Source organism: Arthrobacter sp. Y3221087 (assembly GCF_059089905.1).
In genome coordinates this window covers 270,708-292,093 of sequence record NZ_JBNHFE010000004.1, presented here as the reverse complement: position 1 = coordinate 292,093, position 21,386 = coordinate 270,708, and the positions used below count along the sequence as shown (strand labels likewise).

At 67.1% G+C, this 21,386-nt stretch carries 22 protein-coding genes; 10 read left to right on the top strand and 12 right to left on the bottom strand.

Annotation, left to right across the window (positions count from 1 at the left end):
- Nucleotides 1-2: 2 nt before the first annotated feature.
- A complete protein-coding gene (locus tag AC5RUO_RS14930; protein WP_494010949.1) occupies nt 3-956 on the top strand; it encodes a spermidine synthase in 954 nt (317 codons plus the stop codon).
- Here AC5RUO_RS14930 and AC5RUO_RS14925 read toward each other — a convergent pair.
- On the bottom strand, nt 953-1,849 hold the full coding sequence (locus AC5RUO_RS14925) for a LysR family transcriptional regulator (protein ID WP_494010948.1): 897 nt from the start codon (nt 1,847-1,849) through the stop codon (nt 953-955). The genes AC5RUO_RS14930 and AC5RUO_RS14925 overlap by 4 nt on opposite strands.
- Nucleotides 1,850-1,977: 128 nt before the next feature.
- Between AC5RUO_RS14925 and AC5RUO_RS14920 the strand changes: the two genes are divergently transcribed.
- Nucleotides 1,978-2,766, top strand: a complete 789-nt coding sequence (locus tag AC5RUO_RS14920) for a 3-hydroxybutyrate dehydrogenase (protein ID WP_494103931.1) — start codon at nt 1,978-1,980, stop codon at nt 2,764-2,766.
- 88 nt (nt 2,767-2,854) lie between these two features.
- Here the strand turns inward: AC5RUO_RS14920 and AC5RUO_RS14915 are convergent, their stop codons facing one another.
- The gene (locus AC5RUO_RS14915) at nt 2,855-3,118 is read right to left on the bottom strand and encodes a hypothetical protein (protein WP_494103930.1); all 264 of its coding nucleotides are present in this window, start codon (nt 3,116-3,118) and stop codon (nt 2,855-2,857) included.
- Between the two features lie 169 nt (nt 3,119-3,287).
- Nucleotides 3,288-3,689, bottom strand: a complete 402-nt coding sequence (locus AC5RUO_RS14910) for a winged helix-turn-helix transcriptional regulator (RefSeq protein ID WP_494103929.1) — start codon at nt 3,687-3,689, stop codon at nt 3,288-3,290.
- 121 nt (nt 3,690-3,810) lie between these two features.
- Here AC5RUO_RS14910 and AC5RUO_RS14905 point away from each other — a divergent pair, with 121 nt between their 5' ends.
- Nucleotides 3,811-4,674, top strand: a complete 864-nt coding sequence (locus tag AC5RUO_RS14905; protein WP_494010944.1) for an NmrA family NAD(P)-binding protein — start codon at nt 3,811-3,813, stop codon at nt 4,672-4,674.
- 121 nt (nt 4,675-4,795) lie between these two features.
- Here the strand turns inward: AC5RUO_RS14905 and AC5RUO_RS14900 are convergent, their stop codons facing one another.
- Nucleotides 4,796-4,942: a hypothetical protein gene (locus AC5RUO_RS14900; RefSeq protein ID WP_494010943.1), complete on the bottom strand. Its 147-nt coding sequence runs from the start codon at nt 4,940-4,942 to the stop codon at nt 4,796-4,798.
- 53 nt (nt 4,943-4,995) lie between these two features.
- On the bottom strand, nt 4,996-6,483 hold the full coding sequence (locus tag AC5RUO_RS14895; protein WP_494010942.1) for an amino acid permease: 1,488 nt from the start codon (nt 6,481-6,483) through the stop codon (nt 4,996-4,998).
- A 270-nt stretch (nt 6,484-6,753) separates the two neighbouring features.
- Here AC5RUO_RS14895 and AC5RUO_RS14890 point away from each other — a divergent pair, with 270 nt between their 5' ends.
- The 5 genes from AC5RUO_RS14890 (at nt 6,754) to AC5RUO_RS14870 (ending at nt 12,600) form a co-directional block, all read left to right on the top strand.
- On the top strand, nt 6,754-7,572 hold the full coding sequence (locus AC5RUO_RS14890; protein WP_494010941.1) for an IclR family transcriptional regulator: 819 nt from the start codon (nt 6,754-6,756) through the stop codon (nt 7,570-7,572).
- Nucleotides 7,573-7,722: 150 nt separating this feature from the next.
- The gene (hutU, locus tag AC5RUO_RS14885; RefSeq protein WP_494010940.1) at nt 7,723-9,420 is read left to right on the top strand and encodes a urocanate hydratase; all 1,698 of its coding nucleotides are present in this window, start codon (nt 7,723-7,725) and stop codon (nt 9,418-9,420) included.
- 2 nt (nt 9,421-9,422) lie between these two features.
- Nucleotides 9,423-11,015: a histidine ammonia-lyase gene (hutH, locus tag AC5RUO_RS14880; protein WP_494103928.1), complete on the top strand. Its 1,593-nt coding sequence runs from the start codon at nt 9,423-9,425 to the stop codon at nt 11,013-11,015.
- Between the two features lie 163 nt (nt 11,016-11,178).
- Nucleotides 11,179-11,415: a hypothetical protein gene (locus AC5RUO_RS14875; protein ID WP_035752228.1), complete on the top strand. Its 237-nt coding sequence runs from the start codon at nt 11,179-11,181 to the stop codon at nt 11,413-11,415.
- 321 nt (nt 11,416-11,736) lie between these two features.
- Complete coding sequence (locus AC5RUO_RS14870) at nt 11,737-12,600, top strand: fumarylacetoacetate hydrolase family protein (protein WP_494103927.1); 864 nt, start codon at nt 11,737-11,739, stop codon at nt 12,598-12,600.
- Here the strand turns inward: AC5RUO_RS14870 and AC5RUO_RS14865 are convergent.
- The 4 genes from AC5RUO_RS14865 to AC5RUO_RS14850 all read right to left on the bottom strand — a co-directional run bounded on the left by AC5RUO_RS14865 (nt 12,597) and on the right by AC5RUO_RS14850 (nt 16,203).
- A complete protein-coding gene (locus tag AC5RUO_RS14865; RefSeq protein WP_009357252.1) occupies nt 12,597-12,989 on the bottom strand; it encodes a universal stress protein in 393 nt (130 codons plus the stop codon). The two genes, AC5RUO_RS14870 and AC5RUO_RS14865, sit on opposite strands and share 4 nt — an antisense overlap.
- Before the next feature lie 63 nt (nt 12,990-13,052).
- Complete coding sequence (locus tag AC5RUO_RS14860; RefSeq protein ID WP_494103926.1) at nt 13,053-14,693, bottom strand: tripartite tricarboxylate transporter permease; 1,641 nt, start codon at nt 14,691-14,693, stop codon at nt 13,053-13,055.
- Nucleotides 14,693-15,196, bottom strand: coding sequence for a tripartite tricarboxylate transporter TctB family protein (locus AC5RUO_RS14855; RefSeq protein ID WP_494010936.1), 504 nt, complete (start codon nt 15,194-15,196; stop codon nt 14,693-14,695). Before AC5RUO_RS14855 ends, AC5RUO_RS14860 begins: the two co-directional genes overlap by 1 nt.
- Nucleotides 15,193-16,203, bottom strand: coding sequence for a Bug family tripartite tricarboxylate transporter substrate binding protein (locus AC5RUO_RS14850; protein ID WP_494010935.1), 1,011 nt, complete (start codon nt 16,201-16,203; stop codon nt 15,193-15,195). The genes AC5RUO_RS14855 and AC5RUO_RS14850 overlap by 4 nt, the downstream gene beginning before the upstream one ends.
- Nucleotides 16,204-16,458: 255 nt before the next feature.
- Between AC5RUO_RS14850 and AC5RUO_RS14845 the strand changes: the two genes are divergently transcribed.
- Nucleotides 16,459-18,033 carry a sensor histidine kinase gene (locus tag AC5RUO_RS14845; RefSeq protein WP_494103947.1) on the top strand — a complete coding sequence of 525 codons (1,575 nt, stop codon included), beginning with the start codon at nt 16,459-16,461 and terminating at the stop codon, nt 18,031-18,033.
- Entirely contained in the window at nt 18,030-18,695 is a 666-nt protein-coding gene (locus AC5RUO_RS14840; protein WP_494052170.1) for a response regulator, read from the top strand. The genes AC5RUO_RS14845 and AC5RUO_RS14840 overlap by 4 nt, the downstream gene beginning before the upstream one ends.
- A gap of 22 nt (nt 18,696-18,717) precedes the next feature.
- Here AC5RUO_RS14840 and AC5RUO_RS14835 read toward each other — a convergent pair whose 3' ends face one another.
- The 3 genes from AC5RUO_RS14835 to hutG form a co-directional block, all read right to left on the bottom strand.
- Entirely contained in the window at nt 18,718-19,728 is a 1,011-nt protein-coding gene (locus tag AC5RUO_RS14835) for a cation diffusion facilitator family transporter (RefSeq protein WP_494103925.1), read from the bottom strand.
- A complete protein-coding gene (locus AC5RUO_RS14830; protein WP_494103924.1) occupies nt 19,728-20,213 on the bottom strand; it encodes a type 2 periplasmic-binding domain-containing protein in 486 nt (161 codons plus the stop codon). Before AC5RUO_RS14830 ends, AC5RUO_RS14835 begins: the two co-directional genes overlap by 1 nt.
- Before the next feature lie 86 nt (nt 20,214-20,299).
- Nucleotides 20,300-21,253: a formimidoylglutamase gene (hutG, locus tag AC5RUO_RS14825; protein ID WP_494103923.1), complete on the bottom strand. Its 954-nt coding sequence runs from the start codon at nt 21,251-21,253 to the stop codon at nt 20,300-20,302.
- Between the last annotated feature and the right edge of the window lie 133 nt (nt 21,254-21,386).

The window sequence follows — 21,386 nt, the reverse complement described above, 5'->3', positions numbered from 1 at the left end:
TAATGGCGAAACGCGGAAAGTCAGGGGGCCGGGGCGGCAGGACCGCGGCGGTCACGGCCGAACAGGCCAAGGGGACAAAGCCCGGGGGCCCCGTGGAGGGCGTCTACTACATCGATACCGGCGACTGCGAGTTGATCGCGGACCAGGACAACGCCACCGGCTGGCTCCTGAAGATCAATGGCGTCATGAGCTCGCACATCGACCTCGCCGACCCGCTGTTCCTCGACTTCGAATACATGCGCTGGATGGCGGCGCTGATCGAGTCGCGCTGGCCGCCGTCGGGCATTGCTTCCGGAGGATCCGCCGCCGCGGCCGGCACCGCTTCCCGGCTGCGCGGGCTGCATTTAGGCGGCGGCGCCTGCTCGCTGGCCCGCTACTTTGCCGCGGCCTATCCTGACGCGCGGCAGGTGGTGGTGGAGCTCGACGGGAAGCTGGCCGAATATGTCCGCGGCTGGTTCGACCTTCCCAAGGCGCCGCTGCTGCGCCTGCGGGTGGGGGAAGCCCGCCAGGTGACGGAGGCCCTGACCCCGGACACCCGGGACTTCATCATCCGGGACGTCTTTGCCGGTGCCCTGACCCCGCGCCCGCTGACCACCACCGAGTTCAACCAGCACGTCCGCCGGGTCCTCGCCCCGGGCGGTTTGTATGTGGTGAACTCGGGCGACGGTCCGGACCTCAGGAACGCGCGCGAGGACGCCGCCACCATCGCGGCCGCCTTCGCGCACACCGTCATCATCGCCGATCCCGCCATGCTGAAGGGCAGGCGCTACGGGAACATGGTGATGGCGGGCAGCGACGTTCCCTTTGGGGACGATCCGCAGCTTGCCCGCAGGCTGCTGGGCGGCGCCGTCCCTGCGCACCTCTGGGACGACGCCCAGGTCCGGGCCTTCGCTGCCGGCGTCCCGGTCCGCCACGACCCGCCGGCCGGTACGGCCCTGCCGGGACAGTACATCTAGCCCCGCCCCAGCAGTGCCTCACGGTGGGCGTCCATTTGGTCCCGCAGCGCCTGCACCACGGCCGCGACGGCGGGGCGGCGCAGTGAGTCCGGCCGCAGGACCATCCAGTAGGGGAGCAGCTCGGCGATTTCGTCCGGCAGCAGCCTCACCAGGTCATCGTGGAGGTCGCCCATGAAACAGGGCAGGAACCCCACGCCCGCGCCGGCCCGCGTGGCCTCCACATGGACGAAGACGTTGGTGGACGTCAGCCCGTCGCGCATGGCGGGGACCAGCCGGCGCGGCGCGTCCAGGTCGTCCACCTGCAGCATCGAGTCCACGAAATACACCAGCGGGTGCTCGTTGAGCTCTGCCACGCTGCCGGGCGTCCCATGCTCTGCAAGGTAGGCCCGTGAGGCGTACATGCCCAGCATGTATTCGCCCAGCCGCACGGCCTCGGCGCGGTGCACCTGCGGCTCACCCACCACCACTTCGATGTCCAGCCCAGAACGCTGCTGCAGGGCGCGCCGGGTCATGGTCACCACCTCCACGCTGAGCCCGGGGTGGTCACGGCGGAGCCGGGCCACCGCAGGAGCCGCAATGTAGGCGCTGAACCCGTCCGTCGCCGTCATGCGTACGACGCCGGTAATTGGGTCCGGTGCCTTGCCAGCCGGTCCCAGCGTGCCCAGGACGGCCTCCACTTGCTCGGCCACATGCACCGCCTGCTGGCCCAGCTCGGTCAGCTCCCAGCCGCCCGCCGCACGGGCAAGGACGCGGCCGCCAAGCGCCTTCTCCAGGGCAGCTATCCTGCGCGAGACGGTGGTGTGGTTCAGGCCTAAAGCCTGGGCCGCCGTCGTAAATTTAGCCGAGCGGGACACTGCGAGCAGGACCAGGAGGTCATCCGGATTGGCGTTCATATCTGCAATTCTGCACATGGCGGGTGCCGCTTTGGTCATTGAAGCCACATGTTTGTGCAGCAATACTCAGGGTAACCGTCAGTACTGGAGATCGCAGCACGTGTCAGTGTGGACACCAAGGAGAAACAGTGAGCGCAGAGCAACGCCCCGCAAACCAGGCAGCCGGGTCCGGCGGTGATTTGAACGGCCGGAAGGCGCTGGTCACCGGCGGCGCCAGCGGAATCGGAGCAGCATGCGTGCGGGAGCTCGCGGCCCACGGCGCCAAGGTGGTGGTGGCCGACGTCGACTCCGCCGGCGCTGCCGCCCTCGCCGATGAGGTGGGCGGCACCTCGTGGGCTGTGGACCTGCTGGACGTGGACCGGCTCGCCACCCTGAGCCTGGACTGCGACATCCTGGTGAACAACGCCGGGATCCAGCGCGTCAGCCCCATCGAGGAGTTCGATCCTGCAGAATTCCGGCGGATCCTCACCCTGATGCTGGAAGCCCCGTTCCTGCTGGTCCGGGCCGTCCTGCCGCACATGTACGCGAACGGGTTCGGCCGCATCATCAATGTGTCCTCCGTGCACGGCCTCCGGGCCTCGCCCTTCAAAAGCGCCTACGTGTCCGCCAAGCACGGACTGGAGGGGCTGAGCAAGGTGACGGCGCTGGAAGGCGGCGAGCACGGCGTGACGTCCAACTGCATCAACCCCGGCTATGTCCGCACTCCGCTGGTGGAGAAGCAGCTGGCGGACCAGGCCGCGGTGCACGGCATTCCCGAGTCCGAAGTCCTGGCCAAGGTGATGCTTACCGAGTCCGCCATCAAGCGCCTGGTGGAGCCGGAGGAGGTGGCATCGCTGGTGGCCTGGCTTGCATCGGCCCGTGCGGGAATGGTCACCGGCGCCAGTTACACCATGGACGGCGGCTGGTCCGCAAAGTAGCCACCCCCTCGAAGTTTTTGTCCAGATATGGCGGATAGACGGCTGTGAAGTCGCCATATCTGGACAAAAACTCCTGTTGTTGGGGGGGTCAGTCCAGCCGTTTGAGCTGCCGATGGTCGTAGAAGAACACGCCCTGCGCGGTGTCCACGCCCGCACTCGTTCCCTGCAGGAACACCACCAGCCCCTCGTGCCGGCCCTTGAAGGGATCGTCACCAACTACGGCGTCACCGATCTTGAAGGGCGAACGGGGAGCGAAGGACCTCCGGACCCGGGTCCAGGTGTGCTTTCCTGCCTCGGCCAGGCTGACGGGCCGGCCCAGGCTGTAGGGGTCCCGGACTTCGGCTTTGACCATGCTTACCAACTCCTCGAAAGCGGCACGGGCCGCTCACTGGCGGTGCAGGTCAACCGGAACGCTCCCAGCAGAGGGCGGCCCTCCCATTCCGGCTGGGCACCTTACGCCAAAGCTATGCGCTATTCACAGCAGTCACACCAGTAACAGGTACTCATGTTTGCGGAAGCGGCTACCTGCCTGCCGCTGCTCCGGGTTCGCGCCCGCCGTTGAGGATGTCGTCGGCGTTGTCGAAGGCCCAGGCAACAAGCGGGACCAGCAGTCTGCTGAGCTCGTACCCCTTTTCGGTGAGGCTGTAGTCGACGCGTGGTGGAATGACCGGCTGGGCGTTCCTGCTGACCAGGCCGTCGCGCTCCAGGGTCTTTAGCGTCTGGGCCAGCATCTTTTCGCTGATGCCTTCGGCCCGCCGTCGTAATTCGCTCCACCGCTGCTCTCCTTCGGACAGCGAGAGCAGGATCAGAACGCCCCATTTGCTGGTGATGTGGTCCAGCAGGGTCCGGCTGGGGCACCCGGCCGGGAAGACGCCGTCGGCAAAGCTTCCGGGCAGCGGGGACGGATGCGTTGTGGCTTCCATGGAGCCAGCTTACCGTGAGGTCAGTACCTTACTTCAAAGTGCGTACTCTCTCTCGGGAAGTAATCCGCGCGGGCCTGAGTTGTGCCCTTCGACAGGCTAAACCCAACTGAAAGGACCCATTGTGAGCATCGTCGTAACAGGAGCCACCGGACAACTCGGCCGCCACGTCATAGAGGCACTGCTGGAGCGGAACGTTCCCGCCCAGGACATCGTGGCCGCCGGGCGCTCGGTGGACAAGCTGGCGGACTTCGCGGAGCAGGGCGTGCAGGTCCGGCGGATGGATTATGCGGACGCGGCGTCCGTGGCTGCGGCCCTGCGGGGTGCCCGCAGGGTGCTGCTGGTTTCCGGCAGCGAGGTGGGCCAGCGGGTGGAGCAGCACCGCACGGTGATCGAGGCTGCCAAGGCCGAAGGCGTGGAGTTGCTGGCCTACACCAGCATTGCCAACGCCGACACCACGGGCATGTTGCTGGCCGCCGAGCATAAGGAGACGGAAGCCATCCTCAGCGGATCGGGCGTCCCGTTCGTCCTGCTGCGCAACGGCTGGTACCTGGAAAACTACACGGGGCAGCTGCCGGGAACCCTCGCGCAGGGTGCCCTCGCCGGCGCCGCAGGCTCCGGCAGGGTCAGCGGTGCCGCCAGGGCTGACTACGCGCACGCGGCCGCGGCGGTCCTGGTTGCTGACGGGCAGGCGGGCAAGGTGTACGAGCTGGGCGGTGACGAGGCCTTCACCATGGCGGACCTGGCTGCCGAGATCACCGCTGCTACCGGCAAGGACATCAACTACGACGACCTGCCCGCGGAGGATTACGCGGGCCTGCTCGCCGGCGCCGGCGTTCCGGCTGCCTTCGCGGAAATCCTCGCCGACTCGGACCTGGGCATTGCCCGCGGCGACCTGCTGGTCAGCACGGGTGACCTGCGCAGGCTGATTGGACGGCCGACGACGTCCCTCGCCGAGGCGGTGCGGTCCGCGGCCGCGGCAGTCTGACGAAGGCTTCGCACCTCCCGACGCTCTCGCACATCCTGCAGGTTGCGGGTCAACCCTCTGTCACCCGGTGAGAGAGGGATCCAAAATACCGTGCATTAAGTGATAGAGCGTCGGGAGGGGGTCAGGACTTGCTGCCCGTGAGGGCGAGGGTGCCGCCCAGCCCGATCATCAGCGCTCCGCCCGTGGCCTCCATGGCGTCCACCCTGTGCGGCGCAATAAGCACCACCGAGGCAAGCGAAAACGCCAGCAGGTTGGAGAGGGGGACCATGCCTGATTTTAGTCCCGGGACGGCGCCGATGGCACCGGACGTGCCATACCCGATCAGCCTTCCCGGGCAGGCCGGACCACGGGCAAAGGGGACGTTTCGTCCACCAGTTCGGCCCGGCGCCGTCCGTTACCCTTCACCCACAGGTGGTAGGCGGCAACCAGCAGTCCAAGCCATGCGGCGCCCACATACAGGGCAACCCTGGTTTCCTCGAAGGCGCCAAGTACGGCGATCACCAGGGCCATGAACGCGATGGTCAGGACGGAAGCGGCCGGCCACCAGGGCGAAGGGAATTCCGACGCCGGCAGGCCCTTGCGTGCGATATCGCGCTTCATCGCCACATGGGACGCGAGGATCATCACCCACACCCAGACCGTGGCAAAGGTTGCAATGGAGGCGATGAGGATGAACACGTCCTCGGGGATCACCGCGTTCAGGACCACGCCCACGAGGAGTATCGCGGCCATCATGACCACGGTCATCCAGGGGACGCCGTGACGCGATACCTTGCCGAAGGCGGCAGGAGCGTGCCCCTGCCTGGACAGGCCGAAGAGGATGCGTCCGGCGCCGAATATATCGCTGTTGATAGCCGACAGTGCCGCCGTGATGACGACGGCGTTGAGGATGTGCGGGGCGGCTGGGATTCCAAGTCCGCTGAAGATCTGGACGAAGGGGCTGCCGTTGCTGCCGATTTCGTCCCAGGGGAAGAGGCTCATGAGGACGCCCAGGGTCAGCACGTAGAACAGCAGCACACGGACCGGAACGGTGTTGACGGCCTTGGGGATGACCTTCTTGGGGTCCGCGGCTTCGCCCGCCGTGATCCCCAGGGTTTCAATCCCGCCGAAGGCGAACATCACCACGGCGAAGGAGGCGAGCAGGCCTTCGAAGCCGTAGGGAAACATCCCGCCGTGCTCCACGAGGTTGCCGAGTCCCGGCGCCACGCTGGAGTTTCCCGCCTGGAAGCCGAAGGCGATGATCGCCGCTCCGCCCGCGATCATGGCGATGATGGCTGCCACCTTGATGAGGGAGAACCAGAATTCCAGTTCCCCGAAGACCTTGACGCTGAGGAGGTTCAGGGCGGCCAGGAAGCAGATGATGGCCAGGATCCAGATCCAGCGGTCTACTTGGGGAAACCAGAAACCCATGTAGATACTGAACGCCGTCACGTCCGCGATGGCGACGATGGCCATTTCAAAGACGTAGGTCCAACCGGTCACAAAACCGGCCAAAGGTCCGAGGTAGCGGCTGGCGTACTGGCCGAATGAGCCGGAAACCGGGTGGCGGACGGCCATCTCGCCGAGCGCCCGCATCACCATGAACACGGCCGCGCCGCCGATGATGTAGGCGAAGAGGACCGCCGGTCCCGCCTTCTGGATCGCCGAGGCGGAGCCGTAAAAGAGCCCTGTGCCAATGGCGGAGCCGAGGGCCATGAACCGGATGTGCCGCACATTCAGTCCCCGGTTCAGGAGACCTGCGACGGCGGTTGCCGGGCTGTGCTGCGCGGGTGGGATTTCGTGGTGCTTAGTGGTGCCTGGCGCTTGCATGCATCTACCTTCTCGTCATTGGGGAGGGGGCTGCTAACCAGCAGACCACTTCGAGTACTTGCGTGATGCAGTTCACGGCAGGTTGGTGTCTTTGGTCTCAGACATTGCGGGTCCAAGGCGGCGGGAAATCAGAATCCCTTCCCCTGTTCGCGGAAGCGTCTGGAATACCAGACACCGGGCCCCCTGGTTTAGGACATAAAGGTCCTCCGAAGGCGCATCCTTGTGTATGGGATACCGGACAGTTCCGGTTTCCTGGAGGAAGGAGTACCAGTGCCAGTGACGGAAACCCAACTGCCAGCGCGCGAAGCAAAGGCGACGTCGAAAGTTCCCGCGGCCGAAAACACGCTGCGCATCCTGAAGCTGCTCGCGTCCCGCCGGGGGCCGATGGCAGCGTCCCAGATCGCCGCGACACTCGGACTGCCACGCTCCAGCGTCTACCACCTGCTGGGGGTCATGGAGGCCAACGGCTTTGTGCTCCACCTGCATGAGGAGCAGCGCTACGGGCTGGGGATCAGCGCGTTCGAGCTCAGTTCCGCCTACTCCCGCCAGGAGCCGCTGTCCCGGCTGGGCCGCCCGCTGATGGCGTCACTCGTGGACGCCATCGGCGAGAGTGCGCATCTGGCCGTGCTGCACGGCCGGGACGTGCTGTACATCGTGGAGGAGCGGGCCAAGAACCGCCCGTCCCTGGTGACCGACGTCGGCGTCCGGCTTCCCAGCCACCTCACCGCCAGCGGGCGCGCCATCCTCGCCGCCCTGCCCAAGTCCCAGGTCCGCGCGCTGTACCCGAACGCGGCTGCCTTCACCGCCCGGCATGAGACCGAGGCGCCCATCATGAAGTACTCCGCGCTGTCCTCCCACCTGGACCGGGTCCGGCAGCGCGGCTACGCCACCGAGCACGGCGAGGTGACGCCGGGGTTCGGGTCCATCGCTGCCGCCGTCACCGATCACTTGGGCTGGCCCACGGCTGCCGTCGCTGTGACCTTCCTCGAGGACAAGCTGGCAGCCGACGAGTGGCCCGCCCTGGCCGCCCGCGTCCAGAAGGTAGCCGACGAACTATCGGTCCGGATCCACGGACGCCCCGGCAAGTAGGCCTGGGCCGGCAATTGGGGAAGAGCCCCCGGGGGATGTCTGGAATTCCGGACAGCGCCCCCGAAAAACCCCTGTGAACCCCCTTCCCAAAGGGCTTTAGTTGATACAGAAGTTCTTTTCCACCGCAGACACACATGAAAAGGAGCCATCATGGCACCCGCCGATTTCACTACCGGTGCCCGCCCGGTCAAAGCTGCCCGCGGCACCGGGCTCACCGCCAAGTCCTGGCAGACCGAAGCGCCGCTGCGCATGCTGATGAACAACCTGGATCCCGAGGTGGCCGAGCGCCCGGATGACCTGGTGGTCTACGGCGGCACCGGCCGTGCTGTCCGTTCCTGGGCCGCGTTTGACGCCATCACCCGGACCCTGGAAACCATGGAAAAGGACGAGACCCTGCTGGTCCAGTCCGGCAAGCCGGTGGGTGTGTTCCGCACCAACGAGTGGGCGCCCCGGGTGCTGCTGGCCAACTCCAACCTGGTGGGGGACTGGGCCACGTGGCCGGAGTTCCGCCGGCTCGAGGCCGAGGGCCTGATGATGTACGGCCAGATGACCGCGGGGTCCTGGATCTACATCGGCACGCAGGGAATCCTGCAGGGCACCTTCGAGACCTTCGCCGCGATCGCCCGCAAGCTCACCGGCGACGAGAACGGCACCCTCGCCGGCACCCTCACGCTCACCGGCGGCTGCGGCGGCATGGGCGGCGCCCAGCCGCTGGCTGTCACGCTGAACGAGGGCGCCTGCCTGATTGTCGACGTCGATGAAACCCGTCTGCGCCGCCGGGCGGGCAAGCGCTACCTCGACGAGGTGGAGACCGACCTCGACGCCGCCATCGCCAAGGTGCTCAAGGCCAAGGAAGAGCGCCGCGGCTGGTCCGTGGGCTACGTGGGGAACGCCGCCGAGGTCTTCCCGGAAATCCTCCGCCGCCACAAGGCCGGTGAACTGACCGTGGACATCGTGACCGACCAGACCTCGGCCCACGACCCCCTGTCTTACCTGCCCGAAGGCATTTCCGTGGCGGAGTGGCACCGCGAGGCCGAGGCGGATCCGGAAGGCTTCACCAAGAAGGCCCAGGCCTCGATGGCCCGGCACGTCCAGGCCATGGTGGAGTTCCAGGATGCCGGCGCCGAGGTCTTCGACTACGGCAACTCGATCCGCGACGAGGCCCGCAAGGGCGGTTACGAGCGTGCTTTCGAGTTCCCCGGCTTCGTCCCGGCGTACATCCGGCCGCTGTTCTGCGAGGGCCTGGGCCCGTTCCGCTGGGTGGCGCTGTCCGGTGACCCCGAGGACATCCGGGTCACCGACGAAGCCATCAAGGAACTGTTCCCGGAAAACCAGCACCTGCACCGCTGGATCGACGCCGCCCAGGAACGCGTGGAGTTCGAAGGCCTGCCGGCCCGCATCTGCTGGCTCGGCTACGGCGAACGGCACAAGGCAGGGCTGCTGTTCAACCAGCTCGTCAAGGAAGGCAAGGTCAAGGCCCCCATCGTGATCGGCCGCGACCACCTCGACTCCGGCTCCGTCGCGTCCCCGTACCGCGAAACCGAGGCCATGGCCGACGGCTCCGACGCGATCGCCGACTGGCCCCTGCTCAACGCACTGCTTAACACCGCCTCCGGCGCCACCTGGGTGTCCCTGCACCACGGCGGCGGCGTGGGCATCGGCCGCTCCATCCACGCGGGCCAGGTCTCCGTGGCCGACGGCACCGACCTTGCCGCCGAAAAGCTCGAACGGCTCCTCACCAACGACCCCGGCATGGGCGTCATCCGCCACGCCGACGCTGGCTACGACCGCGCCCTCGACGTCGCCAAGGAACGCGGCGTCCGCATCCCCATGAACGAGAGCAAGTAATCATGACAATCACAACCCATGAACCGCTGACCGTCACCCTCGGCTCCAGCGGCGTCACTCCCGAGGATGTGCTCGCCGTCGCGCGCCACAACGCCAACGTGGCCATCGCGCCTGAAGCCCTCGACGCCGTCGCCAAAGTCCGCGCCCACATCGACAGCCTGGCCTCCAGCGACACCCCGGCCTACGGTATCTCCACCGGCTTCGGCGCACTGGCCAACCGGCACATTCCCAGTGAACTGCGCACCCAGCTGCAGAAGTCGCTGATCCGCAGCCACGCCGCCGGGATGGGGCCGGCCGTGGAACGCGAAGTGGTGCGCGGCATCATGTTCCTGCGTGCCAAGACCCTGGCATCGGGCCGCACCGGCGTCCGTCCCGTGGTCCTGCAGACCATGGTGGACGTGCTCAACGCCGGCATCACCCCGGTGGTGCGCGAGTTCGGCTCGCTCGGCTGCTCCGGCGACCTCGCCCCGCTCTCGCACTGCGCCCTGGTGCTGATGGGCGAGGGTGAAGCGGAAGGGCCCGACGGCGTCCGTTACGGCGGGCAGGGACAGCGGCCTGTCGCCGAACTGCTTGCGGAGCACGGCATCGAACCCGTCATCCTCGCCGAAAAGGAGGGCCTTGCCCTCGTCAACGGCACCGAGGGCATGCTGGGCATGCTCCTCATGGCCATCGCCGACCTCCGCCAGCTGCTGACGACGGCGGACATCACCGCCGCGCTCAGCGTCGAGGCGCTGCTCGGCACCGACCAGGTGTTCCTGCCGGAGCTGCACGCAGCCCTGCGTCCCCACCCGGGACAGGCCGCCAGTGCGGACAACATGCTGCGCGTGCTTTCCAATTCCCCGATCGTGGCCTCGCACCGGGTGGGCGACTCCCGCGTCCAGGATGCGTACTCGCTGCGCTGCGCCCCGCAGGTTGCCGGCGCCGTGCGGGACACGGTGGACCATGCCGAACTCGTGGCCACCCGCGAGCTGGCGGCCGCCATCGACAACCCCGTGGTGCTGCCCGACGGCCGGGTCAGCTCCAACGGCAACTTCCACGGTGCCCCGGTGGGCTACGTCCTGGACTACCTGGCCATCGCTGTGGCAGACCTGAGCTCCATCGCGGAGCGCCGGACGGACCGGATGCTCGATCCCGCCCGCTCACACGGGCTCCCGGCCTTCCTGGCGGCAGATCCTGGAGTGGATTCCGGCCTGATGATCGCGCAGTACACCCAGGCCGGGCTGGTGTCGGACAACAAGCGGCTGGCTGTGCCGGCGTCGGTGGACTCCATCCCGAGCTCCGCCATGCAGGAGGACCACGTGTCCATGGGCTGGCATGCGGCCCGCAAGCTGCGGAAGGCCGTGGACAACCTGCGCCGCGTCCTGGCCATTGAGCTGGTCACGTCGGCCCGGGCCCTTGATATCCGCACCCAGCTCTCCGGGGGCGTCCTCACGCCGGGTCCTGCTGGCGCCGCCGTGGTGGCGGCCCTCCGCGACGTGGTGGACGGGCCCGGAACGGACCGCTTCCTTTCTCCGGAACTGGAAACGGCTGACCGGCTGGTGGCGTCGGGTGAGGTGCGCAGGGCGGCCGAATCCGCCGTCGGTTCCCTCGCCTGAGAACGAAGGATCTTCGTCTTCTACTACGCTCCGTGTCCACCTGGCGGGATTTTGGCCGACACAGCCATCAGGGGGCTACAGAGTGTAGTAGAACTGAAGGTGTAGTAAAAGTCACATCAAAGAGGCTGTGGCGCAGAACGTATACAAAGGGGTAGAAGTTCAAATGAAAGCACGTGGGGCAGTCCTATCGAGGCGCAATGCCCATTCCGCCGTGGTATCCGACTGGAAGAGCCTTTCCGTTGGTGACCGCGTCGAGATCATCAAGCATGCGCATGTGGTAGCGGCCGGGGAGGTGGAAGAGGTGTCGCAGAGCGGAAACGTGCTGTGGCTTGTGCCCGCGGGGCCAGCGGAAAAACAGCTCTTCCTGAAGTCCGACGGCGTGCAGGTGCGCCGCGGCTAGCAACCCCTGGAGAAACAGCAAAATCCCCGTACCGCCCAAGGCGATGCGGGGATTTGTGCTTAACCGGCTTATGCCGGAAGGGCCGTTGTCAGGCGGCAAGGGCTGCGTAGGTTTCACCGAAGGGCGCCGATTCGTCCAGGGCCACGGTGTAGCGCCCGGGGTGCGGAGGGCTGATCCATTTACCGGCTGCAGCGCGGGATGTCAGATGACTGATCTTTTCACGCGGGGAAGTGCAGTCACAATCCGTGCGTTTGGCGGGAACCTACGGGCATCGGACACTATGAAATCCAGCAAAGCGGCACGGATCAAAGGAGACTCAGCATGAAGCTAATGCGCCTGGGCGAGAGCGGGCACGAGCAGCCGGTGGTCCTGGTGACCACGGGCGGTGGCGCCGGCCAATACTTCAGTCTTCTCCCGCTGACCCGCGATGTGGACGGTGTCTTCCTGGCGTCCGGGGGTGTTGCCAGGGTCCGGGCCGCGCTGGACGCGGGAGCACTGCCGGCCGTTGACGACGCGCACAGCCTGCGTGTGGGGGCCCCGGTGGCCCGGCCGGGAGCGGTGGTGGGTATCGGCATGAACTATGCGGCCCACGCGGCGGAGTCGGGCTCGGCCCCGCCGGAAGTACCGGTCATGTTCCTCAAGCCCAGCAATACTGTCACCGGGCCCTTCGACAAGGCTGCAGTTCCGCCCCTGTCCAACAAATTCGACTGGGAGGTGGAACTGGGCATCGTTATCGGCCGGGAGGCCAGCTACTTGGAAACCATCGCGGAGGCGGCGGCATGCATCGCCGGCTACGTCACGGCGAATGATCTTTCCGAGCGGGAGTACCAGCTCCCCGGCGCGGCGGGCCAGTGGACCAAGGGTAAAACACTGCCGGGGTCCACGCCCCTGGGTCCGTGGCTTGTGCCGGCAGAGGACATCGACGGCGGGAACCTGCCGCTCAGAAGCTGGGTCAACGGCGAGCCGCGCCAGGATTCGGACACGTCGCAACTGATTTTCGACGCACCCACGCTGGTCCATCACTGCAGCCAGTACATGCGCCTGGAGCCCGGGGACGTGATCCTCACCGGGACCCCGGAGGGGGTGGCGCTGAGCGGCCGCTACCCCTACCTCCAGCCCGGTGATGTGGTGGAGGTAGAGGTGCAGGGACTGGGCCGCCAGCGCCAGGAGCTGGTCCGCCCCTAGCCCGCCTTCACGGCAAGGACGGGGCAGTCCGCTTCCAGCAGGATCCGCTGTGACACGCTGCCCATGATCAGCTTGCCCACCGGGGTCCGGCGTCGCAGGCCGATCACAATCAGCTCGGCATTGTGCTCCTCCGCGGCATCCAGGACCTCGGCTGCGGCATCGTGCCCACGGACCGGCTGCTTGATCTCGTGGTCGATGCCCTGGGTTGCCAGGCGGTCCTCGATGCTCTGGATGTCCGGCTCCTGGGCATAGCGGTTGTCCACCAACGCGTCCCCGCGGGACGAATTGATGACCAACAGTCTGGTGTTGCTCTTCCGGGCCTCGGTGATGGCCTGGGTCAGGGCTGCTTCGCCTTCGGGGGTCGGGACGTATCCCACCACGATGGTCATGCTGTCTCCTTGGTTCTGGGAAATGTCGGTAGTTTGGATGTGGCGCTTCGCGGTGCCCGCATGCTAGCCACCATCACCATCACCCGCGGAGTCGCCGCCATCCGCCCGGTGGGAGCCGTGACTGACGGTTCCGCCAGTCTCCCGCGGTGCGGAGTTAGCCTCGGGCGTCGAACGCAGTGACGCATCACCAGAGGTAGCTTCTGGGGCACCAACGGCCGCCGGCCGGTTGCGGCGCATCAACTTGAAGACAAACGGCCACACGAGGATGAGTGCCACGAGAATGTAGACGACGACGGCGATCGGCTCGCTGAAGAGCCCGGCCGGGTCACCGGCGCTGAGCTGCAGGGTCTTGCGGAGCTGCCCTTCGATCCGCGGGCCGAGGATGACGCCAAGGATCAACGGCAGGACCGGAAGGCCGAAGCGCCGCATCATGAAGCCCAGCGCACCCAGGACCAGCAGGACCACCAGGTCGAACGCCTGCAGGTTCACCGAGTAGGCGCCCAGCGTGGCAAAGAAGAGGATACCGGCGTAGAGGTACGGCCGGGGGAGCTGCAGCAGCTTGGCCCACAGGGGTGCCAGCGGCAGGTTGATCAGCAGGAGGAGCAGGTTGCCGATGAACAGGCTGGCGATCAGCGCCCACACCAGGGGACCCTGGCTGGAGAAGAGCTGCGGCCCGGGCTGGATGCCGTAGGTGGTGAAGGCGGCCAGCATGACGGCGGCGGTGGCGTTGGTGGGCAGGCCCAGGGCCAACAGGGGAGTCAGGGTTCCCGCGGCGGCGGCGTTGTTCGCAGCTTCAGGTCCGGCCACGCCCTCGATGGCACCCTTGCCGAATTCCTCGGGGTGCTTGGAGAGGCGCTTTTCCGTGACGTAGGACAGGAACGTGGGAATCTCGGCACCGCCGGCGGGCAGGGCGCCGAACGGGAAGCCGAAGGCGGTTCCGCGAAGCCACGGCTTCCAGGAGCGCCGCCAGTCCTTCCGGCCCATCCAGGGCCGGCCCACGGGAATGACGTGCAGGGGATTGCGGCGCAGGTGGGCGGCCACCCAGAGCGCTTCACCGACGGCGAAGATGGCTACGGCCACCACCACGATGTCCAGGCCGTCCGCAAGCAGCGGCTGGCCAAAGGTCAGGCGCCGCTGGCCGGTCACGGAGTCGATGCCTACCAGGCCGATGGCCAGGCCGAGGCCCAGCGAGGCGAACCCGCGCAGGCGGGAGGAGCCCAGGACGGCGGTCACGGCCAGCAGGGCCAGGACCATGATGGCGAAGTAGCTGGGGGCGCCCAGGCTGACGGCGAACTCCACCACGATGGGCGCGAAGACGGCGAGGAGGGCGGTGCCGATGGTGCCGGCAACGAACGAGCCGATGGCCGCCGTCGCAAGTGCCTGCGCCGCGCGGCCTGCCTTGGCCATCTTGTTGCCTTCGATGGCCGTCACTACCGATGACGATTCGCCCGGGGTGTTCAGGAGGATCGAGGTTGTGGAGCCGCCGTACATGCCGCCGTAGTAGATGCCGGCGAACATGATGAAGGCGCTGGTGGGTTCCAGGGCGTAGGTGACTGGAAGCAGCAGCGCCACGGTCATGGCCGGGCCCAGGCCTGGAAGGACGCCGACGGCGGTGCCCAGCAGTACGCCGATCACGGCGTACAGGAAGTTCATGGGGGTCAGAGCGGTGGCGAAACCGTCCATCAGTGAGGACCAGACGTCCATCAGAGGATTCCTTCCAGGAGTCCGGCCGGAAGCGCGATGCCCAGGCCGAGGTAGAAGCCGTAGAAGGTCAGCAGCGAGAGGGCCACGGAGAGGAGCCCGTCCCGGATATAGTGGCGGCTGCCCAATGCCAGGACGCTGCCCCAGAACAGGACAGTCCCGGAGATGACCCAGCCGGCCCAGTCGATGAGCAGGATGTTGAGGATGAACGCGCCTGCCAGGGGAAGGACGGTCTTCCAGTCGGCGGGGTGGCCGAGTTCGATGTCCTCGCCGCCTTCGGCTTCACCCTTGCCGCCGCGCAGGACGTTGACCGCCAGCAGGACGGCGCACACCACCAGCAGCCCGGCCACGATGAACGGGACCGTCTTGGGCCCTACCGGGTCCGACTGGGAATAGGGGACTGACAGGCGGCTGGCGTCAAGGAAGACCAGGACGCCGGCCGCGCCGAGCAGGAGGGCAACCCCCAGCTCGGCGCGGCCTTTCAGGCCGGTTGGCAAGGAGCTCACGCCAGGCCCAGTTTCGTCAGGACGTCCGCCACCCGCTTGTCCTGCTCGGAGAGGAAGGTCTCGAACTCGTCGCCGGTGATGAAGGCATCGGTCCAGCTGTGGGTCTTCAGGGCTTCCTTCCAGCCTTCGCTCTCGTGCATCGTTTCGAGGGCGGCGATCAGGGATGCCTTGTCCTCGTCGCTGATGCCGGGAGGGGCCACGATGCCGCGCCAGTTGGTGAACACCAGGTCGATGTTGGATTCCTTCAGCGTGGGTGCATCCACGCCTTCGAGCCGCTCTTCGCCACTGGTGGCCAGCACGCGGATCTCGCCGGACTCAATCTGCTGCAGGTACTCACCGGCGCCGGAGGCAGCGAAGCCGAGCTTGTTGCCGAGGATCGCGGGCAGCAGGTCGCCGCCGCCGTCGTAGGAGACAAAGTTGACCTTGGTGGCGTCAATGCCCACCGCGCCGGCCAGCTGCATGGGAAGCAGGTGGTCCGGGCCGCCGGGGGAGGAACCGCCGCCCACGGAGATGGAGGCGGGGTCTGCCTTCCAGGCGGCCACGAGGTCGTCGATGGTCTTGTACGGGGAGTCCTTGCTGACCATGATGGCGCCGGGCTCTTCGATCAGGCGGGCCAGCGGCGTGGTTTCGGTCAGCTTGGATTCGGACTTGTTGGTGTAGCTGGCGCCAACCACGCCCAGGCCCATGAGCATGGCAAGATCGCCGTTGCCCTTTTCGTTGACAACGCGGGCCAGGCCCACGGTGCCGCCGGCGCCGGCGAGGTTGAAGACCTCGGTGTTGCTGGTGATCTTTTCGTCCTCGAGGACCTTCGCGGCTGCACGGGCAGTGGTGTCGTAACCGCCGCCCGGGGTGTTGGGGACCATGATCTGGAGGCCGGTGATGGGCCCGGCGGCGGCGCCGGAGCTTTCCGAACCGGTGGAGCTCTTGCCCGTAGCACCGCAGCCGGTGGCCATCAGGGCGATGCCGGCAGCGACGGCGGCGATTCGCAATGCGCGGATCTGGCGCATGGTGTTCCTCTTCTCTGAAAAACGATCAGCAAGACTGACTGGTGATTCGATGCTAGGTTGCGCCGTGATGCCCGTCACTCTTGTGTACGCAGAGAAAGTTGAGTTCATTAAGTTCACGTTCCATGGGATGTGTGCCAGCCCCCTCTGGCTCAGGCGGTGTGGGTGCGGGTGGGATATAGTTCCCGGTAATTACGGCAGGGACCAGGCCTGCATGGGAATCCAAGGGAAGCAAGCACAGTGACTCGACGAAGAGGGATGTCCCTCGCGGGGCAGTACCTCCTGCTGCAGTTGCTGATCGTGTTGGCGGTCCTGGTGGCCGTAGTGGCCATTTCCCTGGCCCAGTCCGCCGCCTCCTTCGAGCGGGTCGAGGGCCGCCGTGCCCTGTCCGCCGCCGAGGCGCTCGGCAGCAATCCCGCGGTCCGCGAGCTCCTTCCCACCGCAGAACCCCGGGCCGGGGCGGCCCTGCCGGCCGTGGCCGAGTCCGTCCGGACAGTCTCCGGGTCATCCCAGGTGGCGCTGGCGAGGATGGACCGGACGGTGGTGGCGGCCTCGGACCCCGGGCTGCTCGGACAGCTCCTGGAACTGGGCGACAGCCGCGTCTTGGAGGGCCGGGCGTGGACCGGCGTGGTGTCCGGCGGCGGCAGCACCGTCCTCTCCGCCCACGTCCCGGTACTGGACGACGCCGGGAAGATGATCGGGATCGCAGCCATCAGCAGGGACTATCCCACCACTTTGGAGCGGCTGGGCGACGCTGTCCCCAACCTGCTCACCTATGTGGGCGTTGCCAGTGTCCTGGGCGTTGCCGGGTCCTTCCTGCTGTCCCGGCGCGTCAAGCGGCAGACCCTCGGCATGGAGCCGAGCGAGATCACCGGGCTGGTGGAAAACCGTGAGGCTATGCTGCACGGGCTCAAGGAGGGCGTGGTCGCCCTTGACCCGAACGAACGCATCACCGTGGCCAATGACAGCGCCCGGGAGCTGCTGGGCCTGCCGGAGGACTGCGTCGGCAAAAGGCTGAATTCACTCCCGGTGGATCCGGCCCTGAAAGTGGTGCTCACCCGCGACCAGCCGGACCCGGACCAGCTGGTGCTGGTGGGTGAACGGCTGGTGGTCCTGAACCGGGTGCCCATCCGGTCGCGCGGCCGGGAGATTGGTTCCGTCACCACGCTGCGTGACCGGACCGAGCTGTCCTCGCTGGAGCGGGAGCTCGGCGCCACCCGGACCGCCACCGATACGCTGCGCGCCCAGGCCCACGAGTTCGCCAACCAATTGCACGTCATTTCCGGGCTGATCCAGATCGGCGACTACGATTCCGTGGTGCAGTTCGTCAACGGGGCCACCGTGGACCGGACCCGGCTCAACGACGAGGTCACGGCCAGGATCCAGGATCCGGCCCTGGCCGCGCTGCTGATTGCCAAATCCAGCCTGGCCGCGGAACGCAACGTCACCCTCCAGTTGGACCCCGCCTCGGCCCTGGGTCCCGTCAGCGACGAGCTCTCGCGCGACCTCGCCACCGTGGCGGGAAACCTCGTGGACAACGCGTTCGACGCCGTCTCCGGGGTCGGGCAGGCAACCGTCCGGGTGCTGGTGAAGGACAGCGGGGACCAGGTCACCCTCACCCTGCGGGACAACGGGCCCGGAGTTCCGCCGGAAGCCGTAGAGGATATTTTCCGGCAGGGCTTCACCACCAAAGCCTCCGTGCGGGAAGGCGGCCGCGGGTTCGGCCTGGCCCTGTCCCGCGTGGTCTGCCGCCGGTCCGGCGGCGACCTGACGGTGGACAATGACAACGGGGCGGTTTTCACCGCCCGCTTCACACGAGGTGCACATTCATGATTAAGGTCCTGATAGTCGATGACGACTTCATGGTGGCCAAAGTCCACGCCGGGTTCATCCAGCGGACTCCCGGCTTCACTGTGGTGGGTGCCGCGCACACCGGCGCCCAGGCCGTCGTCGAAACCGAACGCCTGCAGCCGGACCTGGTGCTGCTGGACATCCATCTCCCCGACATCAACGGCCTGGACCTCATGCACCGGCTTCGCGAGGCGGCCCCGGAACTTGACGTGCTGGTAATCAGTGCCGCCCGTGAAGTGGAAACGGTACGGAAGGCGCTGCGCGGCGGCATTGTGCACTACCTCATCAAGCCCTTCTCCCAGACGGACCTGCAGGAGCGCCTGGAGCACTACCGGAGCGCGTACCAGGCCCTCGACTCGGCCAAGGACATCGCCGAGCAGTCGGACGTCAACCGCGTCTTCGGGCTGGACAGGACCGAACGGCCGCTGCCCAAGGGCTGCAGCGTGGAGACCCTGAAACTGGTGGAGGACGCGCTGAAGGAGGCCGACGGCGACCTGTCGGCCGCCGAGGTAGCCGAACAGCTGGGCACGTCCCGGGTCAGCGCCCGCCGCTACCTGGAGTACCTGAACGACGAGGGCCTGCTCGAGGTGCGGTTGAAGTACGGGGTGGGGCGGCCGGAGCGCAGGTATCTGCTGAAGGCCTGACGCTTTCTGTGTCCTGAAACCCTTAGCGCTCGCCGCCCGTCGTCCGGCCGGGCAGGAACTCCGAAGGCAGTTCAGCCACCGGGACGATCACCATGTCCTGCACCTTCCAGTCGAAGGCGATGCACGCCTCGCGGGCCTCTTCCAGCTGCTCCAGGCTGGGCATGCTCCCGGCGGCGGGCACCACGAACGATTCCACGTGGAACACATGCCCCTCGTCGCGGATGCGGGACCGGGCCTCCTGCGTCCAGGGCAATCCGCGGAGGTAGGTGTCCAGTCGGCGCGCCAGCGGGTGCGGTGCTTCGTCGTCGTACGTCATGGCCCTTTTGTCCATCAGCGCCGAGACCGCTCCGCGGGTGTTGCGGATGCCGTCATGCAGGATGCTGCCGGAGATGAGGATGGCCGCGGCATAATCCGCCCACCACAGGCCCAGGCCAATGCCCGCTACCCCGGCCACGGCAGCAACAGCGGTCATCCAGTCGGCCTTGTTCATGTCCGCGTCGGCGTACAGGACCTTGTCGTGCAGCTGTTCGGCGAGTTTCATTTTTGCCCTGCCCAGGAAGACCGGAGGCGCCGCGGTGAGGATCATGACGCCCATCATCAGCCAGCCCAGCCAGATGGTGGTGCCGAAGAGGTTGATGCCGCCGATGGTGGGGTGCTCGGCTGTCAGCAGTCCAAGCGCGGACTCCACCAGCAGGTAGCCGCCCATCACGGTCAGGGCCACGGCGGCAACCAGGTGCGCCACACCGGTGGCCCGGTGGTAGCCATAGGGATGCTTCTCCGACGGCGGTTTGCGGATGGCGTGTGCAGCCACCAGGAAGGAGATGGGCGGCAGGAAGGAGAGCAGGTCCTCGATCCAGGCAGCCTTCATTGCCTGCGAGTTCCCGAGCACCAGGAACACCAGGGTGGTGGTGATCACCAGGAAGCCCATGGTGATCCATTCGATCCTGATGGCCTTGCGCAGGGCTTCCTGCTGTTCGGGCGGCAGTTCGGTATGGCCGAACCGGACGGACTGGGTGCTGTTGGTCCCGATCATCACCGCCCGCTTTCCAGCAGGAACCGGTCCAGCTCGAGAAGGAAGGCGTTTTCGCCCATAGGGACCAGCATGACGTGCTTGTGCAAGGAGCCGCGCCTGTCGCGGGACTCCGTGTATGGCCGGGTGAGTCCGGCATGGGTGGACCACGGTGTCTTATCGTCCAGGCCACCGATCACCAGAGCCAGTTCTCCGTGCTTGAGCTCATCGGCCAGGACCTGTTCCGTGCCCGTGACCCACTCGATGTCCGCCCTAAGCCGCTCCGCGAACCGCTGAGCCAGCTCGGCTTCCCTGCCCTCGACCCTGGCCGCGCCGCCGCTGCCGGCCGGAAGCCGAACCCAGTCCCCGTTGGGGCTGGCGCCCACCCGGAGCGTTCCGCCGCGCACCCGATCCAGTGTCCCTTCCGGGTCTGCCGGATAGCTGCTGCCGCATCCGGCCAGGGCCAGCAGCGCGGCCAGCAGCAGGAAAAGTATTTTGCAGCGCCGCATGGGCAACTCCTTCCAGCTGAAGATCCACCTTCATAATAGACAGCATGCTTATCACTTTGTGGATTTCAGTGGAGGACTGCGTACCGTCAGCGCAACAGGGTGTCCAGGAGCCGCGCGGCAACCCTTGCGGTCCGCCCGTCCACGTCGAAGGCAGGGTTCAGTTCCGCAATTTCGAGGTGCGCGAGTTTGCCGCTGGCAGCCACCTGCCGGCATACGGCGGCGACGACCGGAAGGGGAACGCCGAACGCGGCGGGGGCGCTGACGCCGGGCGCTACGCCGGCGGGGAGCACATCCAGGTCGATGGTCAGGTAGAGGACGTCGATGTCCGCAAGGAAGGACGCCACGAACTCCCGGACGCGGTCCGTCCCGCAGTCCTCGTCCAGCAGGTACTGCACACCCAGGTGCCGGGCGGTGTCGAACAGTGCCCGGGTGTTGTTGGCCTCCGAAATGCCGACGACGGCATACCGGAACTGGCGGCCGGCGGCGGCTTCAGCGCGGGCCATCTGGAGGAACGGCGTGCCGGAGCTGGGAACCGGCTCGTCCCGCAGGTCGAAATGGGCGTCGAGGTTCAGCACACCCAGGCGGGCGCCCTGCTGGACCGCCTGGGATGCACTCATTCCCAGATAGCTGGCGTAAGCGGTCTCGTGGCCCCCGCCGAGGACCGCCGTGAGGTGCCCGGCGTCGAGCAGTTCGGAGACCGCGCTGCCGAGCCGCGCCTGGGCGTCCTCGAGCGCACCCTCGGACACGGCCACGTCGCCTGCATCCGTCACGGAACGGTCCGAATGGAAGGCCAGGGGGCCCAGGGCTTTGCGGATTGCGGCAGGTGCGGCTGCGGCGCCGGTCCTGCCTTTGTTGCGGCGCACCCCTTCATCGCTCGCAAAGCCCAGCAGCACTGCGGGCCTGGACGAGGTTCCGGAATCGCCGGTACCTGTGAAGGGCGCCACCGCCTGCCACCAGCGGCGGTGTTCGGGGGCATCGCCGTCGAACCTTCCCGTCCAGGGCTGGGGCGGGACATCGACGGAAGGTTTCACGGAAGCCATGCCTCCAGCTCACCGCATGCCGGAGGCGAAAACCAGCAGCGCCGCCGCGGTGGTGTCTGGAATGCAAGAAAGCGACTCCCGGCGCTGCCGGGCCTAAGTGCAGGGGCTATGGTGGAGCAAGCCCTCCCGGGAC